Source organism: Bradyrhizobium sp. USDA 3256 (genome assembly GCF_054058275.1).
On record NZ_JBSSAE010000002.1, the window covers coordinates 71,818 to 96,603 of the forward strand.

Below are 24,786 nucleotides of genomic sequence, written 5' to 3' on the forward strand. Positions count from 1 at the left end.
CGTCATCGGAAACGAATGCAGGCCCAAAGTCATTGGCATCAGTCGGAACGACAGCATCAAGGAGGTATTCGATGCAAATCAGACCAGCAGGTTCACAACCTTCAGCCCGCGGCCCCGCCGAGTATTTCACCGGCACCGTCCGTGTTGATCTCTTGTTCCAGGCCGCAGACCCTGGGCGCGCCTCCGGCGCCCACGTCACCTTTGAGCCCGGCGCGCGGACCGCATGGCATACGCATCCCTTTGGTCAAACGCTCATCGTGACGTTCGGCCGCGGGTGCGTACAGCGCTGGGGCGGCCCGATCCAGGAAATCCGTCCAGGCGACGCGGTGTCGTTCGAACCCGGCGAGAAACACTGGCACGGTGCGTCGCCGACGACGGCGATGTCCCACATCGCCATTCAGGAAACGCTCAATGGCAGTCCGGTCGAGTGGATGGAGAGGGTAACCGACGAACAATATGGCGCTGGCACTGCGGCCGAATAGATGAATATTGCGGCGTTGTCATCGAGGTCGGTAGCGAGGTCGTTCGAGAGGCAGGCCCTGTTCTTCGGGCAACGGCGCATGCTCTGCGGTCCTGCCCACGTCGGCCGTTCCCTGCCTGACCTGATGGACCGGGTGCTCAAAGACCGCATTCAGCCCGGCAAGGTCTTTGATCTAACGCCGCCGATCGAGCAGGTGGCGCAGGGTTATCGTGCCATGGACGAGCGCCGCGCGATCAAGACGCTGCTGACCGTGTGACGGCAGCTATGGCGAATTCGATGACTGCGCAGGCTTGGTGCACCTCTCCCCGCCCGGGAGAGGTGCTGAGCCCCCGTCACCGCATCACGAACGGGTTCGCCGGCACGTCCGTCGCGGTCGAGATCCAGACGCTCTTGGTCTCCTGATATTCGCGGACCGCGTCGATGCCGCTTTCGCGGCCGACGCCGGAGTGCTTCATGCCGCCGAACGGCATCATGTAGCTGATGGCCCGGTAGGTGTTCACCCACACGGTGCCGGCGCGCAGTTGCTTCGGCACGCGGATGGCGCGCGCGAGATCCTTGGTCCAGATGCCGGCGGCGAGGCCGTAGATCGTGTCGTTGGCGATCCGGATGGCGTCCTCCTCGGTGTCGAAGGAGATGATCGACAGCACCGGCCCGAACACCTCCTCGCGCGCGATCCGCATGGTGTTGTCGACGTCGGTGAAGATGGTCGGTTCGACGAACTGGCCGCCCTTGATGCCGTCGCCGGAGGCCGGCTTGCCGCCCAGCAGGCAGCGCGCGCCCTCGGCTTTCGCGATGTCGATATAGTCGAGCACCTTCTTGTACTGCGCCGGCGTCGTGATCGGGCCGACATTGGTGTCGGACTGCATGGGATCGCCGATCTTGGCGGACTTCGCCAGCTCCAGCACCCGCGCGACGAATTTCTCCTTGATCGAGCTCTGCACCAGGAGGCGGGATCCCGCGATGCAGGTCTGCCCCGTGGCGGCGAAAATGCCGGAGATCGCGCCGGCCGCGGCGGCGGTGAGGTCGGCGTCCTCGAACACGATATTGGGCGACTTGCCGCCGAGCTCGAGCGAGACGCGCTTCAGGCTTTTGGCCGCGGTCTCGTAGACCTTTGCGCCGGTCGTGTCCGATCCGGTGAAGGTGATCTTGGCGACGCCGGGATGGGCGATCAGCGCGGAGCCCGCCTCGGGACCGAAGCCGGTCACCACGTTGAAGATGCCGTCGGGAATTCCGGCCTCCCTGGTCAGCGCGGCGAATTCCAGCGTGCTGGCCGAGGTGAATTCCGACGGCTTGACGACCACGGCGCAACCGGCGGCGAGCGCGGCGGCGCATTTCCAGGCGACGAACAGCAGCGGCGAATTCCATGCGGTCAGCGCCGCGACCACCCCGACCGGCTCATGGGTCGTGTAGGCAAAGGTCTCTGCCTTGTCGATCGGCACCAGGCCGCCCTCGAGCTTGTCGACGAGCCCGCCGAAATACCACCACCACTCCGGATGGTAGCGCAGCTGGCCGAGCATCTCGGCCATCAGCTTGCCGTTGTCGCGCACCTCGATTTCGGCGAGGCGCTCGGCATTGGCCGCGACGAGGTCGCCGAGCTTGCGCATCACCTTGCCGCGTGCGGAGGCCGTCATCTTCGCCCAGGGGCCGCGCCACATCGCCTCATTGGCTGATTTCACCGCCTTGTCGGCGTCGGCGGCCGTGCCGCGCGGAATCTTCGCCCAGACCTCGCCGCGATAGGGATCGATGCTGTCGAACCATTCGCCATTGGCGGGGTCGACATACTGGCCGTTGATGTAGAGCTGATAGGTTTTCATGACATCCTCCCGCAAGGCGATGGTTCTGGTTGGCGGAACGCTATCACGCATTGCGCGACGCCGTCATAACGCAGTCACGTGAGCCGGGTTGCAGCCGGGGCGGGCCGCTATCGGTCATGCGGCGCGGCAAGCTCGGCCGCGATGATCGCGCCGAGCGCCATGTCGCTCTGCTGTCCGAAGCCATGGTGCACGATGTTGCCGTCGCGGCCGATCAGGATGCTGGTCGGCGTTCCCTGCATGCCGTAGCGCTGCATGGTGACCGGGATCGGCGTGCCTTCGCCGGCCTCGTCGACGCCGATCGGGAAGGTCAGCCGGTACTCGTGGATGAAGGCTTCCAGCGACACCTCCGTCATCGCCGCGTGGTGCTCGAATACGGTGTGCAGCCCGATCACCTGCAGGTCCGAATGCCTGAACAGCTCGAACGCGCGCTGGGTCTGCGGCGTGCCGTGCGCGACGCAGCCGGGGCACAGCATCTGGAACGCGTGCAGCAGGACCGGCCGGCCGCGCAGCGCGGCCAGGGTCAGCGGCTCGCTGGTGTTGAACCAGCACGACGCCGCGATTTCGGGTGCTGGAGTCACGGCTTGGTTCCTTGCGCCTGTCACCTCGCGGCAGGGTGGCAAGATCGGTGCGGGTCTGTCAACGACCGGCGGCGCTTGATGCTGCTGCCCGGCGTGCGCGGCGCGCGGCGCGGCGGCGCTGGGTCCAGAGCCTGGCGCGGTCGAGATAGAGATAGACCACCGGCGTCGTGTAGAGCGTCAGGATCTGGCTCAGGATCAGTCCGCCGAAGATCGCGATGCCGAGCGGCTGGCGCAGCTCGCTGCCTTCGCCGAGGCCGATCATCAGCGGCACCGCGCCGAACAGGGCGGCCAGCGTCGTCATCATGATCGGCCGGAAGCGCATCAGGCAGGCCTCGTAGATCGCATCGCGCGACGACAGCCCGCGCTGGCGCTCGGCATCGAGCGCGAAGTCGATCATCATGATCGCGTTCTTCTTCACGATGCCGACCAAGAGGATCACCCCGATCATGCCGATGATGTCGAAATCGGTGTGCGACAGCATCAAGGCCGCCACCGCGCCGACGCCGGCCGAGGGCAAAGTGGAGAGGATGGTCAGCGGGTGGATGTAGCTCTCGTAGAGCATGCCGAGGGAGATGTAGATCGTCGCCAGCGCGGCGAGGATCAGGAATAGCTCGTTGGCCAGCGCCTGCTGGAAGATTTTCGCGGAGCCCGCAAACCCACCGGAAATGCCCGCGGGCATGCCGAGCGCGTGCATCGCGTTCTCGATCGTGGTGGTCGCCGTGCTCAGCGAGACGCCCGGCGGCAGGTTGAACGAGATGGTGCTGGAGACCAGGAGATCCTGGTGGTTGACGGAAAGCGGCGTCTCGCCGTGCTCGAAGCGCGCAACGCTCGACAGCGGGATCATGGTCTCCGCGCTAGTGGAGACCGCGGTCCCGGTCGAGGCGACGCCCTTGCCGGTGGCGCCGATCGAATTGGTGGCCTGGTTGCGCACCACATTGGCGGCGACCGCGCTGACCGAGCTTTTTTGCGAGGACGAGGCCACCGTGCCGGCCACCGCATTGGTGCTCTGCGTGCCGCTCGCCGAGCCGCCCGAGGTCGAGATATAGACCTCCTTCAGGGTTTGCGGGTCCTGCGAGAAGCGCGGCGCGACCTCCATGATCACGTGATACTGGTTGCGCGCGACGAAGATGGTCGAGACCTGGCGCTGCCCGAACGCGTCATAGAGCGTGTTGTCGAGCTGGCTCACCGTGATCCCGAGCCGCGAGGCGGCGTCGCGATCGATGATCAGATTGGCCTGCAGCGCCTTGTTCTGCTGGTCGCTGTTGACGTCGGCGAGCGTCGGCTCCTTCTGCAATGCCGCGACGAGCTTCGGCGTCCACTCGTTCAGCTCCTCGAAGGTCGAGCCCTTCAGCGTGTACTGATACGCCGCGTTGCCCGAGCGCCCGCCGGCGCCGAGGTCGCCGATCGATTGCAGGAACAGGGTGGCGCCCGCGACGCTTGCCAACGGCTCGCGCAGCCGCTCGATCACTTTGTCGGCGCGCAGCCGGCGCTCGTCCATCGGCTTCAGCGAGGCGAACACGGTGCCGGTGTTGGTGCCGCCGGGACCCACGCCGCCGCCGCCCGTGAAGCCGACCGCGGTGTCGACCGCCGGATCCGACTTCACGATGTCGATGAACCGGGTCAGCTTCTGCTGCATCAGCTGGAATGAGGTGCTCTGGTCGGCCTGGATCGAGCCGACCAGCAATCCGGTGTCCTGCTGCGGCACGAAGCCCTTGGGCACCACCTTGTAGAGATGGAAGTTCAGATAGAGCGTCGAGCCGAGGATCAGCATCACCAGGAGCGGATGGCGCAGCGCGAGGCCGAGCGTCGCGCGATAGCCGTTCAGCATCAGCTCGAAGATGCGTTCGCTGATCCGGTAGATCCGGCCGTGCGGCCGGCCCTCCTCCTTGCGCAGCAGCACCGCGCACATCATCGGCGTCGTGGTCAGCGAGACCACCAGCGAGATCACGATCGCGATCGTGATGGTCATGGCGAATTCGCGGAACAGGCGGCCGACCAGGCCGCCCATCAGCAGGATCGGCACGAACACTGCGATCAACGACACGCTCATCGACAGCACCGTGAAGCCGACCTCGCGGGTGCCGACCAGCGTCGCCTCGAGCCGCGACAGCCCGGCGTCTATGTGGCGGGTGATGTTCTCCAGCACCACGATGGCGTCGTCGACCACGAAGCCGGTCGCCACCGTCAGTGCCATCAGCGAGAAGATATCAAGCGTATAGCCGAGCAAATACATCACGGCGAAGGTCGCGATCAGCGACACGCCGACCGCCACCACCGGGACCAGCGTCGCCCGCGCATTGCGCAGGAAGGCGAACACCACCAGGATCACCAGGGCCACCGCGATCAACAGCGTGATCTCGACGTCGTGCAGCGAGGCCCGGATCGTCTTCGAGCGGTCCATCGCGAGGGTGATGTCGACCGCGGGTGAGACCGAGGCCTTCAGCTGCGGCATCAGCCCTTTCACGGTGTCGACCATCTTGATGATGTTGGCGCCCGGCTGCCGGTACACGATCATCACGACGGCCGGCTTGCCGTTGGAAACGCCGAGCGTGCGCACATTCTCCACGGAATCGATCACGTCGCCGACATCGGTCAGGCGCACGGCCGCGCCGTTGCGGTAGGCGACGACCAGCGGCCTGTAGTCGGCCGCCTTGCGGGCCTGGTCGTTGGCGTAGATCTGGTAGCGCTGGTTGCCGACGTCGATGCCGCCCTTCGGGCTGTGCGCATTGGCACTACTGAGCGCGGCGCGGACGTCCTCGAGCCCGATGCCGTATTTGTACAGCGCCGGCGGGATCAGCTCGACGCGCACCGCCGGCAGCGAGCCGCCGCCGACCGAGACTTCGCCGACGCCCTCGACCTGCGACAGCTTCTGCGCCAGCACGGTCGAGGCGGCGTCATAGAGCTCGGCGGGCGTCAGCGTGTCCGAGGTCAAGGTGTAGATCAGGATCGGCGCCGAGGCCGGGTTGAACTTGCGGTAGGTGGGGTTGGCGCGCAGATTGGTCGGCAGGTCGGCGCGCGCCGCGTTGATCGCCGCCTGCACGTCGCGCGCGGCGCCGTTGATGTCGCGGTCGATATCGAACTGCAGCGTGATGCGGGCGGAGCCGAGCGAGGACACCGAGGTCATTTCGGTGACGCTGGCGATCTGGCCGAGGTGACGCTCGAGCGGGCTTGCCACCGTGGAGGCGACGTCGGCGGGGCTCGCGCCGGGCAGGGTCGCCTGCACCATGATGGTCGGGATGTCGACGTCGGGCAGCGGCGACACCGGCAGCTTGAAGAACGCAATGATGCCTGCCACCACGAGGCCAAGCGACAGCAGCGTGGTGCCGACCGGCCGTCGGACAAAAGGGGCGGAGAGGTTCATCGAATTTGCGAGCGCTGTTTGCGGATCAGCTTCTATCCGTCCGCGCCGCGATGCAAAAGCCTAAATGTCACAGGGCGGTGCCATATGTCCGCCGAGATTTCTCTGGCCGCAACAAACGCCCGACGACGGCCGCATTCCCGATCGTGTGGTTTGCAACGACGCGGATGCGGGCTACTTCGCCGCATTCTGGCTCGTGCCGACGAAGTAGAAATCCTCGCTTCCCGGCACCGAACCATAGCTGAAGGGCTGTTGCCGGCGATCCGTCGCCGCCATGACGTCGTCGCGCACGAGGTCGAATAGCTTGCGGATCTCGATCCGCGGCGTCTGCATGCGCTTGATCAGGGCCGTCACGAACGGGCTGTGACCACCGTCGCCGTCGAGCGCGACCTGGCCGTGCTTGGCGGCGTAGACCACCAGCGTGCCGCTGTCGGGTTCGACCTGGGCCAGGCCCCTGCCGATCGAGCGCGACGCGACGGTGCGCTTGATCTGGTTGGCGAAGGGATTGTCGCGGCAGGCATCGAGAATGACGAGATGCAGCTTGCGTGCACCTTCGGTCGCGCCCAGCACCTGGGTCAGGGCAACCGCCTCGAACGGCACATCGCGGTCGGTGGCGAGTTTCGCATCGACCGGCACCAGATAGTTCTCGCCCGCCATCTCCGTGCCGTGCCCGGCATAGTAGATCACCGCCCAGTCCGCGCCGTCGGCCGCGTTGGCGAACGACTTTAGCGCCTCGACCAGGCTGTCCCGCGTGGCGTCGTTGACGAGGCGGACATCCTGAAAGCCGATGGCGCGCAGCGTATCGGCAATCGCCGCCGCGTCCTGGCCGGGGTTCGGCAGCACCGGCACGGAGCGATATCCGGAATTGCCCACGACCAGGGCGACGCGCCGTTCGACGGTCGCCGCCTTTGGGCCCGCGCCGATCGGCGCGATCGGCACAGCCGCGGCGACCGCGGGCGCGGGCTTGGCCGCGCCTTGATCCGCGATGACGCTCTTGTCCGTGGTGGCGACCTGGTCCAGCCGTTGCAGGCCTTCTTTGGCGACGCGCTGGCCCTGCGTCCGGTCGAGCTGATCGAGCCCGATGACCTCGAGCGCGTGGCGGAAGTCGGCGCGTGCGCCCTCGACATCGCCCTTCTTCTCGGCGGCGAGGCCTCGGCGTGCGTAATTCAGCGCGCCCTGCGCATTGAGTTGCGTCGCGTGGTCGTAGTCGCGCACGGCCTGCTCGAGCTTGCCTTTGCCGGCCAGCGTCAGGCCGCGCAGCGAGTAGAACTCGGATTGCCCGTCCTGGATTGCGATCGCGCGTTCGATATCCCGCGACGCATTGTCGATGTCGCCGGCGCTGATCTCGACCACCGCCCGGCAATAATACGGGCCGCCTGCGCGCGGCGCGACCTTGATCGCATCCTGGCAATGCAGCGCCGCGAGCCGGTCCTTGCCGCGGAAATCGTAGACCAATGCGCGATTGACATAGGCGTACCAGGAATTGGGATCGAGCTCGATGGACCTGCCGTAATCGGCCAGCGCGCGATCGTAGTCTCCGGTGGCGACGAACAGCTCGGCGCGATTGTTGAACCAGCCGGCGCTGAACGGGCCGGCTGGCTTCAGCCGGATCGCCTGATCGAAGTCGCTCAGCGCGCGGTCATAGTCCTGGTTCTGCAGGAAGACCTTGGCCCGCTGGCCATAGGAGGGCGCAAACGACGGATTGATCGCGATCGACTGATCGTAGTCCGCCTTGGCTTTCTCCAGATCGCCCTTGCTATGCCAGGCGAGCGCCCGGTTGTAATAGGTGATCGAAAGGTCGCGTCCCCTGGGATTGGCCGCGATCAGGCGGGTGCAGGCAGGGATTGCGAGCTCCGGGTGCGGATCCCTGGCGTCGCACGCCGCGCCATCCTCTCTCAGACCTGCATAAGATGGGGAATTCAGCAGCAACAGCAGGCCGATTGCGGCGAGCTTGGGCAATGAGAGGCGCATTCCAGTCATTCCATTCCAACGACCGGAAATTGAGACCACAATGTTGTTCGCGCCGTGGCGAAAAATGCGCGAACGAGGTTCCGCGCCTCAGCCCGGGTCCAGCCTGTCAGCCGCGCGCGCATCGCGATGCAGCGCGCCCGCATCGTGCAGCATTGCCGCCAGCTGGTGAAGCTGCGTGTCGCGAAAGCCCTGCTTCTCGATCGAGGCCACGGTCGAGAGCACATAGTCGCGGTTGTTGCCGGAGCGGCCATGGCCCTGCAGCACCAGCCGCTGCTGCTCGGCGAGCGACAGCCGCCCGGCATATTGCACATGGCCGCGATCGACCACATAGGCCAGCGCGCTGACGCGCTCGCGCGCCGCATTCTCCAGCCACACCGAGCGCATCACCTCGCGATAGACATTGGTGGTCTGCTCGCGTCCGCGCAAATAGGCGATGGTGTCGTGGCGCAGGCGGGCGGCGACGCGGAACGCGATGCCGCGGCAGGCGCCGCCGCGGTCGAGCCCGAGCACCAGGCCCGGCTTCTCCGGCGTGCCGCGGTGGTCGAACGAATAGACGCAGAGCGCGCGATGCTCGCCGATCAGCCGCGCCGGCACCTGTTCCAGGAACTCGAAGCCCGGCTTCCACATCAGCGAGCCATAGCCGAACACCCAGAGGTCGCCATCGGTTTCGGAACGGGGAGGATTTGCTGACATCGCGCTGATGGGCTAGCAGAACGGGCCGTCAAAGCGAAGCGGATTCCGTGATGTTTCCAAGGCTTGCTGAAGGCTTGCTGAAGGCTCGCTCAAGGGTTGCTCGGGGCTTGTTCAAGGCTCGCGGCCGCTTAGATTTTGACAAATTCGCCCGCCAAAGGACCTGCATGTCGGATCAAACCTCCGCCCCCCGCCGCCGCTCGCGCTTCGGCCTTTATGCCGTCCCCGTCGCGGTCCTGATCGCCGCGGTGCTGTGGAGTGCCTTCTGGTTCTTCGCCGCCTCGCAGGTCGGCGTGCAGGCCGATGCCTGGCGCGCGCAGGAGGCGAAGGCCGGCCGGGTCTATGATTGCGGCGACCGTTCGGTGGCGGGCTACCCGTTCCGGTTCGAGGTCCGCTGCACCGATCCGAGCGTGATGCTGGTCTCGCAGACCGCCTCGCCGCAGATGGCGTTCGTGGCGCGGCTCGCCGAGATCCTGGTCGTGGCGCAGGTCTACGATCCCAAGCTCGTGATCGCCGAATTCAAGGGCCCGGCCACGATCGCCGAACGCGGCGCGCAGCCGACGCTGTCGGTGAGCTGGAGCAAGGCACGCAGCAGCGTGGTCGGCCTGCCGGCGGTGCCGCAACGCGCCTCGCTGGTGTTCGACGATCTCGCCATCGATCGCACCGGCGGTGCCGCGCCGGCGCCGCTGGCGCGGGTCAATCACATCGAGCTGCACGGCAGGCAGGTCGACGGCCCGGCGCCGGACAGTCCGGCGATCGAGACCGTGCTGCAGATTGCCGGCGGCACCTTGCAGGAGGTGCATCCACTGCTCGCCCAGCCGTTCAACGCCGACATCCATGCGCGTCTCAACGGCCTGAAGGATTTCTCGCCGAAACCCTGGCCGGATCGCTTCCGCGAGATCCAGGCCGCCGGCGGCAGCGTCGAGATCCAGCAGTCGCGGATCGAGCAGGGCGATGTGCTGTCGGTCGCGGCCGGCACGCTCCGCCTCAACGCGCAGGGTCGCATCGAGGGCGAACTGCAGATGACGGTCGCCGGCCTCGAGCGCGTCATCCCCGCGCTCGGCATCGACAAGATGCTGGAGGAGGGCGTGCCGCAGTCAACGCTTGATCGCGTCGCGCCCGGCGTGAAGAGCCAGGACCTCAGCAATCTGTTCGGCGCGCTGGATCGCGCCATTCCCGGCCTCGGCAAGGTGATCAAGCAGAACGCCAATGCCGGCATTTCCGCCGGCATCAATTCGCTCGGCACGGAGGCCACGCTCGAAGGCAAGAAGGCGCGCAGCTTCCCGCTGCGCTTCGCCGACGGCGCGGTGTTCTTGGGCCCGCTGAAAGTCGCGCAGATCCCGCCGCTGTTCTGAGCCGCGGCGGATTGCGCTCACGCGAGCTCGCCCACGCACTGTCAGGCGTGCTCAAACGGGCCGACCTCGCGGATCACCTTGCAGATCTGCAGGAAGCCGCTGGCGTAGAACTCGGCATGTCCTCGCTTCATGGTTTCAACATGATCGGGATGATTGCGCCAGGCTTCGAGCGCTTGCTCCGAAGCAAAGCGAAACAGCGTGAGCTCCTCGCCATCCGCCGCCTTGAATGATTTCACCGAAAGGAATCCCGGAAGGCGGCTGACAATGTCGTACATGCGTTCGCCCAGCCGATTGTATTCGTCGAGCGGAGCGTTCTCCCGTAACTTCAAGTCACCAACGACAATGACCTCACCGATCATGTTGCAGTCCTCCGTCGATCCAATGTCCGTGGCAGGTTGAAAACCATTGCCCGAACACAATTCGAAATCGCGGCCGGTGTTGTTACGCCTCCACCACCCAGGGCGTTCCTCGCGCGCGATATCGTCCGTCGCGGCAATCTATTCCCGCCGCCGCGATGAGAAAAACGTGACCGGAATAATGCGCCCCGGCGCGAATATCACTCCCCGAGTACCGCTCTCTCTCGCCTGAGGAAGCAACCTCGTGTGGAGGAGAAGCGATGCGAATTCTCGGGGGAATTCTGCTCGGCAGCATGCTGCTGTCGGCAGGTCCGGCGTTGGCGGAGGACGATGCGTCCGAGCTGCGTGCGCTGAAGGCACGGCTCAAGCAGCTCGAGCAGAAAATGGAGACGCAGGCGCGCAAGGAGGAGGCGCTGGCCGCAAGACAGAACGCAATTCAGAACGCGCAGATGACGGCGAAGGCGCCGGTGCCGTTCGATCCCTGTGCATCGGGCAAGCTCTGCTACAAGGGCGTCACCTTCACCTTCGGCGGCTGGGTCGATCTCACCGGCATCTATCGCAGCCGCAACCTCGCCTCCGATTCGGGCTCGGTCTACAACTTCATCCCGTTCCCGCAGAGCAAGAACTACAACACCGGCGAGTCGCGCTTCACCGCGCGCCAGACCCGCTTCTCGGTGCTCGCCGAAGCCAACGCCACGGAGAACATCCACGTCGCCGGCTATGGCGAGCTCGATTTCGAGGGCGCGGCGCAGACCGCCAATTCGGTCGCGACCAATTCGTTCAATCCGCGGCTGCGGCAGGCCAGCATCGAGATCGACCGCAGCGATCTCGGCCTGCATGTCCTGGCCGGCCAATCATGGTCGCTGAACACGCCAAGCAAGGCGGGCATCGATCCGCGAGGCGCCGATACGCCGGGCGTGATCGATTTCGAACTGGTGCCGGGCTTTCTCGGCGCGCGTCAACCGGGCGTCCGGGTCTGGCAGGATATCGGGCCGGAGTTCAAGCTCGCGGTCTCGGCGGAGAACCCGCAGACATCCTTTTTCGGCGGCAACAATCCGCTGGTTGGCACGCCGGCGGTTGGCCCGCAGGGCGTGCTCAACCCGAACCTGCTGGTCAATCTCACCGGTCCGGGCGGCAGCTTCTTCAACAGCCTGAACAATGTCAGCCTCAACCATGTTCCGGATTTCACCGTGAAGGGCGCGTGGGATCCGCGGCTCGGGCCCTACAAGCTGCACGTCGAGGCGTGGGCGCTCTACCGCGACTTCTATGATCGCTTCAACTTCGCCAATCACGACGTCAACACGGTGAGCTTCGGCGGCCACCTCTCGGCCGAGATTGTGCCGAAGCTGCTCGAGGTGCAGGCTTCCGCCTCTTACGGTGCGCTGGGCCGCTTCACCGCAACGCCATTCCCGGATGCGACCGTGCGCCAGGACGGCTCGATCCAGCCGCTGCCGATCACGGCCTTCCTGGTCGGCTCGGTCTGGCACACGACGCCGTCGCTCGATCTCTACGCCTATGCCGGGCTCGAAAAGACCAAGGCGACCTTCTCCAATGTCGGCACGGTGCCGTTCGGCTACGGCAATCCGCTCTACAACAATCTCGGCTGCAACATCGAGAACTCGCCGGCCGCGACCTGTAACGGCAACACTTCGGAGGTGAGGCAGTACACCGCGGGCTTCTACGACACGATCTTCAAGGGCTCCTACGGCACCATCAAGGCCGGCGCGCAATATTCCTACACCCAGCGCTTCGCCTTCCAGGGCGTCGGCGGCGCGCCGAAGACCGACGACCACATCGTCATGACCCAGATCCGCTACTACCCGTTCTAGGGCGTGAGGAGATCAGGTTGAGCTGGAGCGGCAACGGCAGCTCACCTCTCCCGTGGGAGAGGTCGGCGCGTAGCGCCGGGTGAGGGGTTACTCTCTCTCGTTGGGGCTGCACCCTCTCACCCGATTTGCTGCGCAAATCGACCTCTCCCCAGCGGGGAGAGGTGAATCGAGTTCGCGGTGCCGTCTCAGTCTAGATTCATCACCAGCGAGGAGGGAGAGGTCAGATGAGGATCGTGACCAGACCGAAGCAGAGGGCCGTGATCGCGCGCGAACTGATGATGGTCAGCCGCGCTGCGCATGTGCTGCAGCGAACTGGCCTCGCGATGGCCGGTGCCATGGCCGGCACCTTCGTCGCCGCCCAGCTCGCCAAGGGCCATGTCGCCCTCTTCGGCACGCTGTTCTTCATCGCGACGACGATCGTGATCGGCGCCGCCGGCTTCTATCTCGGCATCGATGTTCCCAAGCCCGCGATGCGCGGCACGGGGCGCATCGATGCCGTCGAGCTCATGAGCGCAGGCGGCATCTTCCTCGCCGCGCTGGCTGCGCTGGTGTCGGTCTATGGCATCGTGTTCGACGAGATTCCGCCGCGCGCCTGGGAATTCGTGATCGGCACCTGGTGGTTCGGCGGCGGCATCATGCTGGCAACCGCTGGTCTCGTCGGCCGTCAGCGGCCGACGCAGAAGACCGCGGCGATCTCGGCGGGGCCGATCCGGGATCAGCGGCTGCGACGGTGAGCACGGTCGTAGACCTGCGGCCCCGCTGCGCCAATCTGTCCCGTAGCTGCGACTGGCCGATGCGATACCCTCACCAAAAAATCGGGGAGGGACCTCATGCCAGCGAAATTCAGCCGCCGTCACGTCATCGCTGCCGGAGCCGCGGCCGCCGCGATGCCCTTCCTGTCACGCGGAGCCTCGGCGCAAGCTGCGTGGCCCTCGCGGCAAATCCGCATGATCTGCAGCTACCCCGCCGGCGGGCAGACCGATCTTTTGGCGCGGGCCTTCGGCGAATTCATCGCAAGGCAAGTCGGGCAAACCGTCGTCATCGAGAACAAGGCGGGCGCCTCGGGCTCGATCGGCGCCGCCGAGGTGGCGCGCGCCGCGCCTGACGGTCACACCATCCTGTGCTCGATCTCGACCACCTACGTGATGAACCGCGCGATGATGAAGAACCCCGGCTACGACATGGACAAGGATCTGACGCTGGTCAGCGTGATCCCGGGCGCCGGGCTGCTGCTGGTCGCGAGCCCGAAATTGGGCGTCAAGACACTGGCGGAATTCGTCGCCTATGCGCGCAGCAGCGGCAAGGTGAATTTCGGCACCTACAGCGCGGGCTCCGCGCCGCACATGACGATCAACGAGCTCAACAAGCAGTATGGCCTCACCATCGAGCCGATCCATTATCGCGGCGAGGCGCCGATGTGGACCGGGCTCGCGGAAGGCACGCTCGATGTCGCGATGGGCAGCTACACCGCTGCACAAACCGTCCTGCAAAGCGGTCGCGGCGTCGTCTTCGGGGTGCATTCGAAGAAGGTCGACGCGATCCCCGAGATCAGGACGCTGCCCGAGCAGGGCGCGACGTCGAAGTTCTTCACCGTGAGCGGCTTCTCGGGCTGGGCGCTGCCGAAGGCGACGCCGCAGCCGATCGTCGATCGGCTGTCGGAGATTTGCGTCGCCGCCAATAGCGATCCGAAGGTCAAGGAGGTGCTCGCGACCTTCGTGCTGGAGCCCGCGATCGGCTTCAAGGACAGCAATGCGCTGTATCAGCGCGAATTGCCGGTCTGGATGGAGGCCGCGCAGTCACTCGGCCTGCCGCCGGCTTGAAGCGATCCGGAACTGGAGGATGGCTGCATCGGCGGTCACCATTCGTCGTAGAACCACTCCCTTGGGATTCGAGGCCGCGCTCTTGCGTATGGCGGGATAGACGTCCGCTCGGGCTTGCGCGCGGCCGGAGCCGTCTGCGCCGGAGGCGGTGACGCCTTCTGCTCGGAAGCCTTCGCGAGCGCCCGTTTCATTTCTTCCTGGCTCGCCTTGAGTTCCTCAATGGCTTTGGAGCTCTCGCGGGCCATCTGTTGCTGGTTCGCCTTTAGTTGCTCGATGTTTCGCTCAACATTCGCGAGGTCGCGTGCGATCGTTTGCAGCAGCTGCGTCTGATCGGGAAGGGCTGTGTTGGCTGTCGGCGCGGCGTCCTGCGGTGGTGCGGTCTGAGGCAACGGCGTCGCTTGGGGCGGAGCGGCGTCTGCCGCGGCGACCTGAACGGCAGGTGGAGCGGGCTGCGCCGGAGGCTGCGGATCATCCGGCGGCGGCAATGCTGGAGTTGAAACGAGCTGCGGCGCCCAACGGGCGACAAGCAGCTTGGCTTCCCCGCCATATGACGATTGCAAAGCCAGGGCAGCGACAACGATACATGCTGCCACCGACAAGCCGGTGAGGGCTCGGAATATCGGTCTTCCCGGCGGCGATTGCGAGCCAGGTACGGAAGAAGCAGGACTCGGCCCGGAAGAAGCAGGGTTGGGTCCGATCGAGGGCGGGTTTGGCTGCGCCGAAGGGGGGGACGCGGCATCGCGCTCCATTCTTGCGAGCTGTTCACTCAAGCGCGTGAGTTCTTCATCGGCGCGTGCGATCTGCTTTTGGGCTTCCGCGAGTCTTTCGTCGGCGCGCGCGCTCAGGCTATCGCTCGATCCAACTGGATTCGGAGTGGGTGTGGAGTTCATTGACGTTTCCCTTTCCGTCCAATGTCACCCAAGAGTACCGACTCGGCTATCCGTCAGGGGCGACCAGCCTCCAGCACTCCCTTCAGTCTTGTCCAAAGAATGGCCGGATGATAGCGCGCCCGAGGTCTCCTGGTAATGGGCGGGATACCGGCCCCGGGCTAGCCGGAGGTCAGGTCCGCTCGGGTCAAAAGCCGACATCTTCCGCGCCGCTTGGGGCCATGCAAACGGCCCTGGCCAGCGTAGTCTCAGGCGTCCCGCTGGACCAACTCGAAGGTGATGCCCTCCGGGCCCTCGAACAGCCGGAGCTTCCGGCCGATGTAGTCCATCTCCTCGCTCAGCATGGTCACACCATTGGCCACCAGGTGCGCGGTGGCCCCCTCGATGTCGTCGACGCGGAAGGCGAGGTGATTGAAGCCCAGCTTTCGCAGATTGGTCGGGTGCACCCCCGGATCGGTCCTCGGGGGCGGATCGAACTGAAGCAGCTGGATTTCGAAATCCGCTCCTTCGAGTGCGAGGGTGATGTGCTGCGCTCTGATGGCCGGCATGCCCATGTACCGGGCGGGAACGCCGCCGTCGATGGTCGCGACGTGAGTCTTCTTGAAGCCAAGCAGTGCGAAGAAGGCGATCGCTGGGCCGGCATCTGCCACTGCGATAGTCACATGATCCGGACTGAGTATCATCTGATCGCTCCCTGTCATCGGCGCCGCGCCGGCTTGCCTCCCGCGAGGCTACCAGCTCGTTCGATCTGCCGGTAGGCGGGTTGGCCCTGCGGCAAAGCAACCCGACGGGCAACTCTAATTGTAGGATGGGTAGAGCGAAGCGAAACCCATCGATTACACCCGCGGACGCCGATGATGGGTTTCGCTGCGCTCTGCGCCCTCTGATCAAGAGAGGCGAAACGAGATGCAAAGCTCGGACAAATCACGTCGCGAGAACGCGAAATTATGGCCACAAGCAGCGCAACACACTCTGCGTCGTCCCGGCCTGCGCCGGGACGACGAATGGACAGGACCCCGGGCTACTCTACTGGATCACCCGCTTTCGCTTTCGCGGGTGATGTTTGTCATCTTGAATCGAGACCCATCCTCATCGTCGTCCTGGCGAAAGCAAGGACCCATTACCCCAAATCTCAATTGTTGCGCGACGCTGAGGCCATGATCCCGTTCCCAATCAATTGCGGTGGTTATGGGTCCTGGCTTTCGCCAGGACGACGAAGTGGAGAATGCCGCGTGCTTGATCGCTACTTCTCCAAATTCGCATGTGGCCGGCCGAAGTCGGGTGCGGCGGAGTCCTGGCCGGTCTCGACGATGCCGCGGCGGATGGCGCGGGTGCGGGTGAAGTGGTCGAACAGCGCTTTGCCGTCGCCGCGCCGGATCGCGCGGGTCAGCTTCGACAGATCCTCGTTGAAGGTGCCGAGCATCTCGAGCACGGCGTCCTTGTTGGCGAGGAACACGTCGCGCCACATCGTCGGGTCCGAGGCCGCGATGCGGGTGAAGTCGCGGAAGCCGCCGGCGGAGAATTTGATGACCTCGGATTCCGTCACCTGCGCCAGTTCGTCGGCGGTGCCGACGATGGTGTAGGCGATCAGATGCGGCAGATGGCTGGTGATCGCGAGCACGAGGTCATGATGGTCGGGCGTCATGATCTCGACCTTGGCGCCGAGCGCGGCCCAGAATGTGCGCAATCGGTCGGTCGCCGCGGGATCGGTGCCTTCGGGCGGGGTGAGGATGCACCAGCGGTTGATAAACAGTTCGGCGAAGCCGGAATCCGGCCCCGAATGCTCGGTGCCGGCCACAGGATGCGCCGGGACGAAGTGGACGCCGTCAGGCAGATGCGGCGCCATGTCCTTGACGACGGCGCCCTTCACCGAGCCGACGTCGGAGATGATGGCGCCGGGCTTCAGATGCGGCGCGATCTCGGCGGCGACGGGGCCGCAGGCGCCGACCGGGATGCAGAGGATAACGAGATCGGCATCCTTCACCGCCTCGATGTTGGTCTCGACGACGCGATCGACGATGCCGAGCTCGACGACGCGCGCACGCGTCTTCTCCGAGCGCGCGGTGGTCACGATCTCGCCGACCAGCCCCTGCGCGCGCGCGCCGCGCGCGATCGAGCCGCCGATCAGACCGAAGCCGATCAGCGCGATGCGTTTAAAGAGCGGAGCCGTGGTCACGATGTCACTTTCCGGCCAGGAAGTCGCGCAGCCCCTCGACCACGAGGCGGTTGGCCTCCTCGGTGCCAATGGTCATGCGCAGCGCATGCGGCAGCTTGTAATTGTTGAGTGCGCGCAGCACGAGGCCGCGCCGCGTGAGGTAGGCGTCGGCTTCCGCCGCGGTCTTGCCCTTGTCGGTCGGGAAATGGATCAGCACGAAATTGGCGACGCTCGGCGTCACCTTCAGCCCGAGCTTGCCGATCTCCTCGGTCAGCCAGTTGCGCCATTGTTCGGTGTGGGTCCGCGACATCTGCACATGCGCGGAGTCCTCGATCGCCGCCACCGCCGCCAGCATCGCCGGCGTCGTGACGTTGAACGGACCGCGGATGCGGTTGCAGGCATCGACGATATGCGCCGGGCCGAACATCCAGCCGATCCGCAGCGCGGCAAGACCGTGGATCTTCGAGAAGGTGTGCGTCACCACCGTGTTGTCGGTGGTCGCGACCAGCTCGATGCCGAGCTCGTAGTCGTTGCGCGAGACATAGTCGGCATAGGCGGCATCGAGCACCAGCAGCACATGCGAGGGCAGCGCGGCGCGCAGCCGCTTGACCTCGTCGAACGGGATATAGGTGCCGGTCGGATTGTTCGGGTTGGCGAGCCACACCAGCTTGGTCTTCGGCGTCACCACCTTGAGGATGGCGTCGACATCGGCGGTGAAGTTGGTCTCGGCCGCGATCACATTCTTGGCGCCGTTCGCCATGGTGGCGATCGGGTAGACCAGGAATCCGTGGGTGGTGGAGATCGCCTCGTCACCGGGCGCGAGATAGGTGTGCGCCAAGAGATTGAGGATCTCGTCGGAGCCGGCGCCGCAGATGATGCGGTCGGGATCGAGGCCGTAGGCGCGGCCGATCGCCTCGCGCAGCACGCGCGAGGTCCCCTCCGGATAGTCCTCGAGATGGTCAGCCGCCGCCTTGTAGGCCGCGATCGCCTTCGGAGACGGACCGAACGGCGTCTCGTTGGCAGACAGCTTGAACACCTTGCGGCCCGGTTCCGGCACCGGGCTCTTGCCGGGCGTGTAGGGCGCAATATCGAGGATGCCGGGGTTCGGCACGGGGCGGGACATCATCAACTCCGAACAGAGCGTTTTCGAGCGAAGTGGATACCGGTTCGCGTGAAGAAAACGCGTCAAAACAAAAGCCTGGACAGACGGCCGGCTCTTACCTCAGGTCCTGGCCGATCCGTTAGAGGGCACCGTATAGCGCGTTGCGTGGCTGCCGACGAGGGCCGACGAGCGGACCGAGGCGCCGGCCTTGATCAGGGCGAGCTTGATGGCCTCGAAACCCTTGTTCTCAAGGTCTTGTCCGGTGACCGAGACCAGGAGCGCCGCGCCGTCGAAGGCGGTGTCGGGGACCGCGACGATCTCGGCGAGCGGCGCCAGCGCCCGGGCGACATCGGCGTTCCAGCCGGAGACGCGCACGCTCCAGGTCTGCACTTCGGTGACCATGGCGTCGTCGGCGACCCGCGAGATCACGAACACCGGCAGTGCGGCGGGATGGTCGGCGCGTTCGAGGAACGGCAGCCGCGCGATGATCTTCGGCGCGCCATCGGCCTCGAGCGCATTCCACCACGGCGTGCGGCTCGCGATCGCGGAGACCAGCGCGAGGTCGCCCTTCGACTTCGCCACCGCCTCGACCGCGGCCTGCGCGCTGAAATGCGACACGTAGGGCACCACGAAGCCGAAGTGAAACCGTGCGGAGTCGCGCATGGCCGACTCGCCGACGGAAACATCGGCATGCACGGCGAACGGTGCCTGCACGTAAGTGAAGGTCGAGATGATGACGCGCCAGATGCTCTCGATGGTGTCGAGCGGCAGGATGCCGCGATGACGCCGCACCAGCTCGCGCATCATGCTGGCCTCGCGCGCCGGGCGGAATGCCGAGCCGACTTCCTGGGTCTTCTTGACCTGGATCAGGCGGTCGATGATGTCGCCGCGCGCCATCAACAGGCGGTGAACCTGCTCGTCGATCGCATCGATCTCCTTGCGCAGATCCTGCAGCGAGGGCGGCGACGGGGGTGGGTTGGACATGCTCTCAAACCTTGTCGTCGGGGCGGCCCGTTGCCGCGTCGGACAGGGTCCCTGATTAGGAAAGACGGGCAGCGAAAGCAAAGAGAAACGTCGCAGGCGTGCCTTGCGCATTCGGTTAACCAATCGGCCGTGGAAAGGGCTGTCTTGACGGCGGGGGGCGTGGGGACTACGTTCCCTGCGTCCCGTGGTCATTTGAGCCGGCCGGCTTGCAGCCACGTTAAACAACTCGCTAAACAGGCCGGGGACCTTATCAGCTCCCGGCCGAACCTTTGTTCAGGCCGGGTTTTTTATTGGCCTGAGGTCCGTCGAGCCCTCCCGCGCGGAGGCAGGGTCGCCTAGATGAGCAACGTGCGTCCGATACCGAGCCCACAAACCCCGAGCGATGATCGCGCCCATGAGGCCGACCATCCGTCGTCACTGGTGGCGAAGTTCGGGATGGACCAGCCGCTCAAGCTCGATTGCGGCGTCGATCTCGCACCGTTCCAGATCGCCTACCAGACCTATGGCGAGCTCAATGCCGACCGCTCCAACGCGATCCTGGTTTGCCACGCGCTGACCGGCGATCAGCATGTCAACAACATCCATCCCGTCACCGGCAAACCTGGCTGGTGGGAGACCATGGTCGGCGTCGGCCGGCCGATCGATCCCGACAAATACTTCATCATCTGCTCCAATGTGATCGGCGGCTGCATGGGCTCGACCGGCCCTGCGTCGTCGAACCCCGCGACCGGCAAGGTGTGGGGACTCGATTTCCCGATCATCACCATCCCCGACATGGTGCGCGCGCAGGCGATGCTGATCGATCGCCTCGGCATCAATACGCTGTTCTGCGTGGTCGGCGGTTCGATGGGCGGCATGCAGGTGCTGCAATGGACCGCGGCCTATCCGGAGCGCGTGTTCTCGACGCTCGCGATCGCCTGCTCGACGCGCCACTCGGCGCAGAACATCGCGTTCCACGAGCTCGGCCGCCAGGCCGTGATGGCCGATCCGGACTGGCGCGGCGGCCGCTATGTCGACGAGGACACCCATCCGCACCGCGGATTGGCGGTGGCGCGGATGGCCGCGCACATCACCTATCTCTCGGACGCCGCGCTGCATCGCAAGTTCGGACGGCGGATGCAGGACCGCGAGCTGCCGACCTTCTCGTTCGATGCGGATTTCCAGGTCGAGAGCTATCTGCGCTACCAGGGCTCGTCCTTTGTCGAGCGCTTCGACGCCAACTCCTATCTCTATCTGACCCGCGCGATGGACTATTTCGACATCGCCGCCGACCACAACGGCGTGCTGGCGAAGGCGTTCACCGGCATCCAGACGCGGTTCTGCGTGGTGTCGTTCACCAGCGACTGGCTGTTTCCGACCTCGGAATCGCGCGCGCTGGTGCATGCGCTGAACGCGTCGAGCGCGCGGGTGTCGTTCGCCGAGATCGAGACCGACAGGGGGCACGACGCCTTCCTGCTCGATGTGCCCGAATTCCTCGAGATCTCCCGCGCCTTCCTGCTGGCCGCAGGCAAGGCGCGCGGACTGAAGGATGGCGGCCAGTCATGAGCATGCAGCAGACATTGCCCTTGCCGGGCGTCGCGCCGGAGCGGACCGGCGGCTATCGCACCGATCATCTGCTGGTCGCCGACATGGTGCGGCCGGGCTCGCGCGTGCTCGATGTCGGCTGCGGCGATGGCGAATTGCTGCAGCTCCTGGAGAGCCGCGGCATCGACGGCCGCGGCATCGAGCTGTCGCGCGAGGGCGTCAATGGCTGCGTCGCCAAGGGGCTCGCCGTGGTGCAGGGCGATGCTGACACCGATCTCGTCAATTATCCGGATGACGCGTTCGACTACGTGATCCTGTCGCAGACCTTGCAAGCGACGCGGCAGCCCAAGGTGGTGCTGGAAAATCTGCTGCGCATCGGCCAGCGCGCCATCGTCTCGTTCCCGAATTTCGGGTTCTGGAGGATGCGGCTGCAGCTGTTGATCGGCGGCCACATGCCGCGCACCGAGAATTTGCCGGCGAGCTGGTACGACACCTCGAACATCCATTTCTGCACCATCAAGGATTTCGTGCAGCTCTGCGAGGAGATCAACGTCAAGATGGAGCGCGCGGTGGCGCTCGACCTCTACGGCCGTCCGGTGCCGCTCAACCTGCCGTGGTGGGTGTGGAACATGTTCGGCGAGCAGGGCGTGTTCCTGCTCAGCCGGGGTGGGGGCAAGTAATCGGTGGGTGGCGCGTCAAACCGGCGCCGCTACCAGCGACCTCGGATCGCGCACCGGCCAGCGGCCGGCCTCGACCAGCGCGATGAAGCGCTCGACCATCTCGTTGAACAGCGCCGGCTCCTCGAGGTTGAGCACGTGACCCGACTTCGGGAAGAAGGAGAGCCCGGCGGCCGGCAGATGCTGCTTCAGGAACATGCTGGGCGCGATGCAATTGTCGTCCTCGTCGCCGCACAGGATCAGCGCCGGCGTCGCGGCGCGCCTGATGGCGTCGGTCATGGTGTAGATCGAGGGCCTGCCGCCCTGGAAGCTGCGCATCGTGTTGGCGGAGCCTCTGGCGTCGTGGCGGGCGAGCGCGGCGTAGAAGTCGGCGTGGCCGCGCGGGTCCTTGACCAGAAACGGGATCCGGCTCGGCGCCTCGCGCGTCACCTTGGTGACCTCGACGGAGCCGATGCTCTCGTATTGCTCGGCATTGGCGCGGCACTGCGCGCGGAAGGCATCGAGATGCTCGAGGCTGGAGCCGGAGCCGACGGCGGCGAGCGTCATCGACAGCGCGCGCTCCGGCGCGTTGAGGGCGATCTGCAGCGACGAATAGGAGCCCATCGAGAGTCCGACGAAATGCGCCCTGGCGATGCCGAGATGGTCGAGCACCGCGAGCGCGTCGGTATAGAAGTGCTGGTAGGTGTAAACGTCGGCGCTCGGCGGCACATCGGACGGCGTGTAGCCGCGCGCCGAATAGGCGATGCAGCGGTGGCCGCGCGCGAAATAGCGCATCTGCGGCTCCCAATTGGTGTGATCCGCGGCGAACTCGTGCAGGAAGATGATCGGGGTTCCGCTGCCGGCCTCTTCGAAATGAAGGCGGATATGATCTTTCGTCGTGGCGTAGGGCATTGAAATTCTCCTCTCGTTGGCCGCCTCCAGATTTGCAGTTAATTTTCAAGGCCGCAATGCGGCAGTTCCGGTTCTTTTCTCGTCATCGAATCATCGCGGAATGACCCAGAAATTATTCCCGCAGTGCCGCATGAAATCTTCCTCGCGCCATCCCGATTTTCAAAACCACCGTCGTGTTCCCCCGGGAACGCGACGGGGAGTTGGGGGGCGTTACAGAGGATCTAGTGAAGTATGGTTCAGTTGCTTGCGTGTCGCCGGTCGCTTCGTGTTTTGGCGCTGGCTCTGTGTTCGCTCACTCTCGCCGTGATCTCCGCCGCTCCGGCATCCGCCCGTCCACATCATCCACGTCACGCGCATTCGGCCCATCCCGGCCATCACGCGCGTCACTATGCCCGTCATCACTATCGGCACGCAGCGCGGCTGTCGCGCGCCGAGCGCCGCGCACTCGCGCAGCCGGGCGGGATCGTCGAAACCAACGCGGCGCCGTTGCCCGGCAGCGCTGACGTCGTGCCCAACACCGGCGGCGTGATTGCGGCAAGCGGCTTCGGCTCGTCCGGCATCGTCGCCGAGGCGCGCCGCTATCTCGGCGGCAATCCGACCGGCCGCTCCAGCCTGTGGTGCGCCCGCTTCATGAACATGGTGCTGCAGCACACCGGCCATCGCGGCACCGGCTCCGACATGGCGAGTTCGTTCGCCAAATACGGCACGCGCGTTTCCGGACCGCAGGTCGGCGCCATAGCCGTGATGAGCCGCCGCGGCGGCGGCCATGTCGGCATCATCACCAGCGTCGATGCCAAGGGCAATCCGATCATGATCTCGGGCAACAGCGGCCACCGCGTCCGCGAGACGCGGGTCTCGCGCGGCCGCATCTACGCCTATGTGATGCCGACCAACTGATCGCTCGAAAGCGGGGCAGGGCGCGCACGCGCCTTGCCCGGCCTACGACGCTACAGGTCCCTCAGCGGCAATCGTGTCGCCGATGGCGGCACCGCCATCGCTGATGATCTCGGCGTAGATACCGCATTCATTATTGCCGAAGCGCTGCATCAGCGTGTTCGGCACCGAGAGGTCGCGCGCGCCGGTATCGGGATCGACATTGACAGCGGCGCAGCGGGTGATGCGCTTCACCACCCTGGCCCGGGCGCTGCCGATCGCAATGGTCTGGTCGAGCAGGCTGGCTTCATGCCAGGCCGGCCAGCCCTCGACATAGAGGTTGGCGCGGAAGCGCAGCGGATGCACCGGCGCCTGCACCATCTCCTCGATCGCCCGCAGGCTGGCCAGATTGATGATCGAGACCACCTTGCGCGGCACGTCGGAGAAACTATGCCCGGGGCTGACCAGCACCTTGGGCGGGCCCTTGATCTGGCCGGTATGACGATCGGCGAAATAGCGCTCGATCGCCGCGCGGCCTTCCGCGGTCTCAAGGTCGCCCTGGGCCACCATCGCACCATCCCGGCGCAGCGTCAGCACGTGGCTGTCATCGTCGAAATGGGCGCGCAGCGGCGCCAGCCACTCGTCCCGCTGCAGCATCAGGAAATGCGGCTTCGGCAGCCATTTCGGCACCGAGGGATCGAAGCCGCTCGGGCCGTTCTCGATCGCATAGCGGCGATCGGAGCGAATCGTCTCGCCGATCTTGAGCTCTGCGTGCGGCAGCGGCTCGGGCGTGAGACCCTTGACCGGGTAGCGGTAGATGCCGGTGATCCGGGCGGAGGAAGCGTGCGTGTTGTCCATTCGCCCGCTCTAGCCTGTTTGGTGGGCGAGGAGAACTGCCGCCCGCGGGAAGGTACTAGTCGGCGCGCGCCGCTCCAGGAGCGTCCAGCAGGCGCTGCATGAACACGAGATCGAGCCAGCGGCCGAACTTGCGTCCGACCTCCGGCATCCGGGCGACCTCGACAAAGCCGGCCTGCGCGTGCAGCCGCAGCGAGGCGGGATTGCCGCCGTCGATACCGGCGATCATGACGTGCTTGCCGAGCGCGGTGGCCACGGCGATCAGTTCGTCGACGATGATCCGGCCGAGGCCGCGGCCGCGATGATCGGCATGGACATAGACGCTGTGCTCGACGCTGTAGCGGTAACCCGGGAAGGCCCGGAAGTCGCCGAATGTGCCGTAGCCGAGCGCCGTCGCCCCCTCGACGGCCACCAGCACGGGATAGCCCAGAGCCTGCCGCGCCGTCATCCAAGCCAGCCGCTCGGCGTCGGAATCCTGCTTCTCCGTCCAGATCGCGTTCGAGTTGGCGACCGCCTCGTTGAAGATCGCGGTAATGGCCGGGATGTCCTGCTCGGTGGCGGGGCGGATTATCATCGGTGGTTCCTT

Annotated in this window: 22 protein-coding genes, 1 pseudogene and 1 riboswitch; of the genes and pseudogenes, 9 read left to right on the forward strand and 14 right to left on the reverse strand. The window is 65.7% G+C overall.

The annotated features are described in order from the left end of the window. The first annotated feature begins 71 nt into the window (after positions 1–71). Together ACVWY5_RS01970 and ACVWY5_RS01975 are read left to right on the forward strand one after the other, a co-directional pair. Positions 72–482, forward strand: coding sequence for a (R)-mandelonitrile lyase (locus ACVWY5_RS01970; RefSeq protein WP_028333598.1), 411 nt, complete (start codon positions 72–74; stop codon positions 480–482). A 39-nt stretch (positions 483–521) separates the two neighbouring features. Next, a pseudogene (locus ACVWY5_RS01975) lies at positions 522–737 on the forward strand (IMP dehydrogenase); the annotation flags it as partial. Between the two features lie 76 nt (positions 738–813). Here ACVWY5_RS01975 and ACVWY5_RS01980 read toward each other — a convergent pair. The 5 genes from ACVWY5_RS01980 to ACVWY5_RS02000 all read right to left on the reverse strand — a co-directional run bounded on the left by ACVWY5_RS01980 (position 814) and on the right by ACVWY5_RS02000 (position 8,895). Continuing rightward, positions 814–2,295 (reverse strand): aldehyde dehydrogenase, encoded by a 1,482-nt coding sequence (locus ACVWY5_RS01980; protein WP_028333596.1) that lies wholly within the window; start codon positions 2,293–2,295, stop codon positions 814–816. A 107-nt stretch (positions 2,296–2,402) separates the two neighbouring features. Next, a complete protein-coding gene (locus ACVWY5_RS01985) occupies positions 2,403–2,873 on the reverse strand; it encodes a peroxiredoxin family protein (protein WP_028333595.1) in 471 nt (156 codons plus the stop codon). Between the two features lie 58 nt (positions 2,874–2,931). Beyond that, on the reverse strand, positions 2,932–6,234 hold the full coding sequence (locus ACVWY5_RS01990; RefSeq protein ID WP_028333594.1) for an efflux RND transporter permease subunit: 3,303 nt from the start codon (positions 6,232–6,234) through the stop codon (positions 2,932–2,934). A 171-nt stretch (positions 6,235–6,405) separates the two neighbouring features. Further along, entirely contained in the window at positions 6,406–8,202 is a 1,797-nt protein-coding gene (locus tag ACVWY5_RS01995) for a caspase family protein (protein WP_051376100.1), read from the reverse strand. 87 nt (positions 8,203–8,289) lie between these two features. After that, a complete protein-coding gene (locus ACVWY5_RS02000) occupies positions 8,290–8,895 on the reverse strand; it encodes a gamma-glutamylcyclotransferase (RefSeq protein ID WP_028333592.1) in 606 nt (201 codons plus the stop codon). Positions 8,896–9,059: 164 nt separating this feature from the next. On the opposite strand from ACVWY5_RS02000, the gene ACVWY5_RS02005 reads away from it, so the two are divergent. Then, positions 9,060–10,247 (forward strand): DUF2125 domain-containing protein, encoded by a 1,188-nt coding sequence (locus ACVWY5_RS02005; RefSeq protein WP_028333591.1) that lies wholly within the window; start codon positions 9,060–9,062, stop codon positions 10,245–10,247. A 41-nt stretch (positions 10,248–10,288) separates the two neighbouring features. Here the strand turns inward: ACVWY5_RS02005 and ACVWY5_RS02010 are convergent, their stop codons facing one another. Further along, entirely contained in the window at positions 10,289–10,606 is a 318-nt protein-coding gene (locus tag ACVWY5_RS02010; RefSeq protein ID WP_028333590.1) for an antibiotic biosynthesis monooxygenase family protein, read from the reverse strand. A 257-nt stretch (positions 10,607–10,863) separates the two neighbouring features. Here ACVWY5_RS02010 and ACVWY5_RS02015 point away from each other — a divergent pair, with 257 nt between their 5' ends. From ACVWY5_RS02015 to ACVWY5_RS02025, 3 genes are all read left to right on the forward strand, one after another. Beyond that, positions 10,864–12,432, forward strand: a complete 1,569-nt coding sequence (locus ACVWY5_RS02015; protein WP_321176744.1) for a hypothetical protein — start codon at positions 10,864–10,866, stop codon at positions 12,430–12,432. Between the two features lie 224 nt (positions 12,433–12,656). Next, positions 12,657–13,166 (forward strand): hypothetical protein, encoded by a 510-nt coding sequence (locus ACVWY5_RS02020; protein WP_028333588.1) that lies wholly within the window; start codon positions 12,657–12,659, stop codon positions 13,164–13,166. Positions 13,167–13,262: 96 nt separating this feature from the next. Beyond that, positions 13,263–14,252 (forward strand): Bug family tripartite tricarboxylate transporter substrate binding protein, encoded by a 990-nt coding sequence (locus ACVWY5_RS02025; protein ID WP_028333587.1) that lies wholly within the window; start codon positions 13,263–13,265, stop codon positions 14,250–14,252. A gap of 35 nt (positions 14,253–14,287) precedes the next feature. On the opposite strand, the gene ACVWY5_RS02030 is transcribed toward ACVWY5_RS02025, so the two are convergent. The 5 genes from ACVWY5_RS02030 to ACVWY5_RS02050 all read right to left on the reverse strand — a co-directional run bounded on the left by ACVWY5_RS02030 (position 14,288) and on the right by ACVWY5_RS02050 (position 19,380). Then, complete coding sequence (locus tag ACVWY5_RS02030) at positions 14,288–15,142, reverse strand: hypothetical protein (protein WP_157344040.1); 855 nt, start codon at positions 15,140–15,142, stop codon at positions 14,288–14,290. 245 nt (positions 15,143–15,387) lie between these two features. Continuing rightward, complete coding sequence (locus ACVWY5_RS02035) at positions 15,388–15,822, reverse strand: VOC family protein (protein ID WP_028333586.1); 435 nt, start codon at positions 15,820–15,822, stop codon at positions 15,388–15,390. A 560-nt stretch (positions 15,823–16,382) separates the two neighbouring features. Next, entirely contained in the window at positions 16,383–17,315 is a 933-nt protein-coding gene (locus ACVWY5_RS02040; RefSeq protein ID WP_028333585.1) for a prephenate/arogenate dehydrogenase family protein, read from the reverse strand. A 4-nt stretch (positions 17,316–17,319) separates the two neighbouring features. Beyond that, a complete protein-coding gene (gene hisC / locus ACVWY5_RS02045) occupies positions 17,320–18,417 on the reverse strand; it encodes a histidinol-phosphate transaminase (RefSeq protein WP_028333584.1) in 1,098 nt (365 codons plus the stop codon). A 99-nt stretch (positions 18,418–18,516) separates the two neighbouring features. Beyond that, a complete protein-coding gene (locus ACVWY5_RS02050; RefSeq protein ID WP_028333583.1) occupies positions 18,517–19,380 on the reverse strand; it encodes a chorismate mutase in 864 nt (287 codons plus the stop codon). Between the two features lie 174 nt (positions 19,381–19,554). After that, positions 19,555–19,634, forward strand: a riboswitch (SAM riboswitch). 85 nt (positions 19,635–19,719) lie between these two features. Here ACVWY5_RS02050 and metX point away from each other — a divergent pair. Then, positions 19,720–20,925 (forward strand): homoserine O-acetyltransferase MetX, encoded by a 1,206-nt coding sequence (gene metX / locus ACVWY5_RS02055; protein ID WP_028333582.1) that lies wholly within the window; start codon positions 19,720–19,722, stop codon positions 20,923–20,925. Next, complete coding sequence (gene metW, locus ACVWY5_RS02060; protein ID WP_028333581.1) at positions 20,922–21,584, forward strand: methionine biosynthesis protein MetW; 663 nt, start codon at positions 20,922–20,924, stop codon at positions 21,582–21,584. The genes metX and metW overlap by 4 nt, the downstream gene beginning before the upstream one ends. 15 nt (positions 21,585–21,599) lie before the next feature. Here metW and ACVWY5_RS02065 read toward each other — a convergent pair whose 3' ends face one another. Then, entirely contained in the window at positions 21,600–22,472 is an 873-nt protein-coding gene (locus tag ACVWY5_RS02065; RefSeq protein WP_028333580.1) for an alpha/beta fold hydrolase, read from the reverse strand. Positions 22,473–22,703: 231 nt separating this feature from the next. On the opposite strand from ACVWY5_RS02065, the gene ACVWY5_RS02070 reads away from it, so the two are divergent. Further along, positions 22,704–23,369 (forward strand): TIGR02594 family protein, encoded by a 666-nt coding sequence (locus tag ACVWY5_RS02070; RefSeq protein WP_028333579.1) that lies wholly within the window; start codon positions 22,704–22,706, stop codon positions 23,367–23,369. A 42-nt stretch (positions 23,370–23,411) separates the two neighbouring features. On the opposite strand, the gene ACVWY5_RS02075 is transcribed toward ACVWY5_RS02070, so the two are convergent. Together ACVWY5_RS02075 and ACVWY5_RS02080 are read right to left on the reverse strand one after the other, a co-directional pair. Further along, positions 23,412–24,203, reverse strand: a complete 792-nt coding sequence (locus tag ACVWY5_RS02075) for an MOSC domain-containing protein (RefSeq protein WP_028333578.1) — start codon at positions 24,201–24,203, stop codon at positions 23,412–23,414. Between the two features lie 55 nt (positions 24,204–24,258). Further along, entirely contained in the window at positions 24,259–24,774 is a 516-nt protein-coding gene (locus tag ACVWY5_RS02080) for a GNAT family N-acetyltransferase (protein WP_028333577.1), read from the reverse strand. Positions 24,775–24,786: the final 12 nt, after the last annotated feature.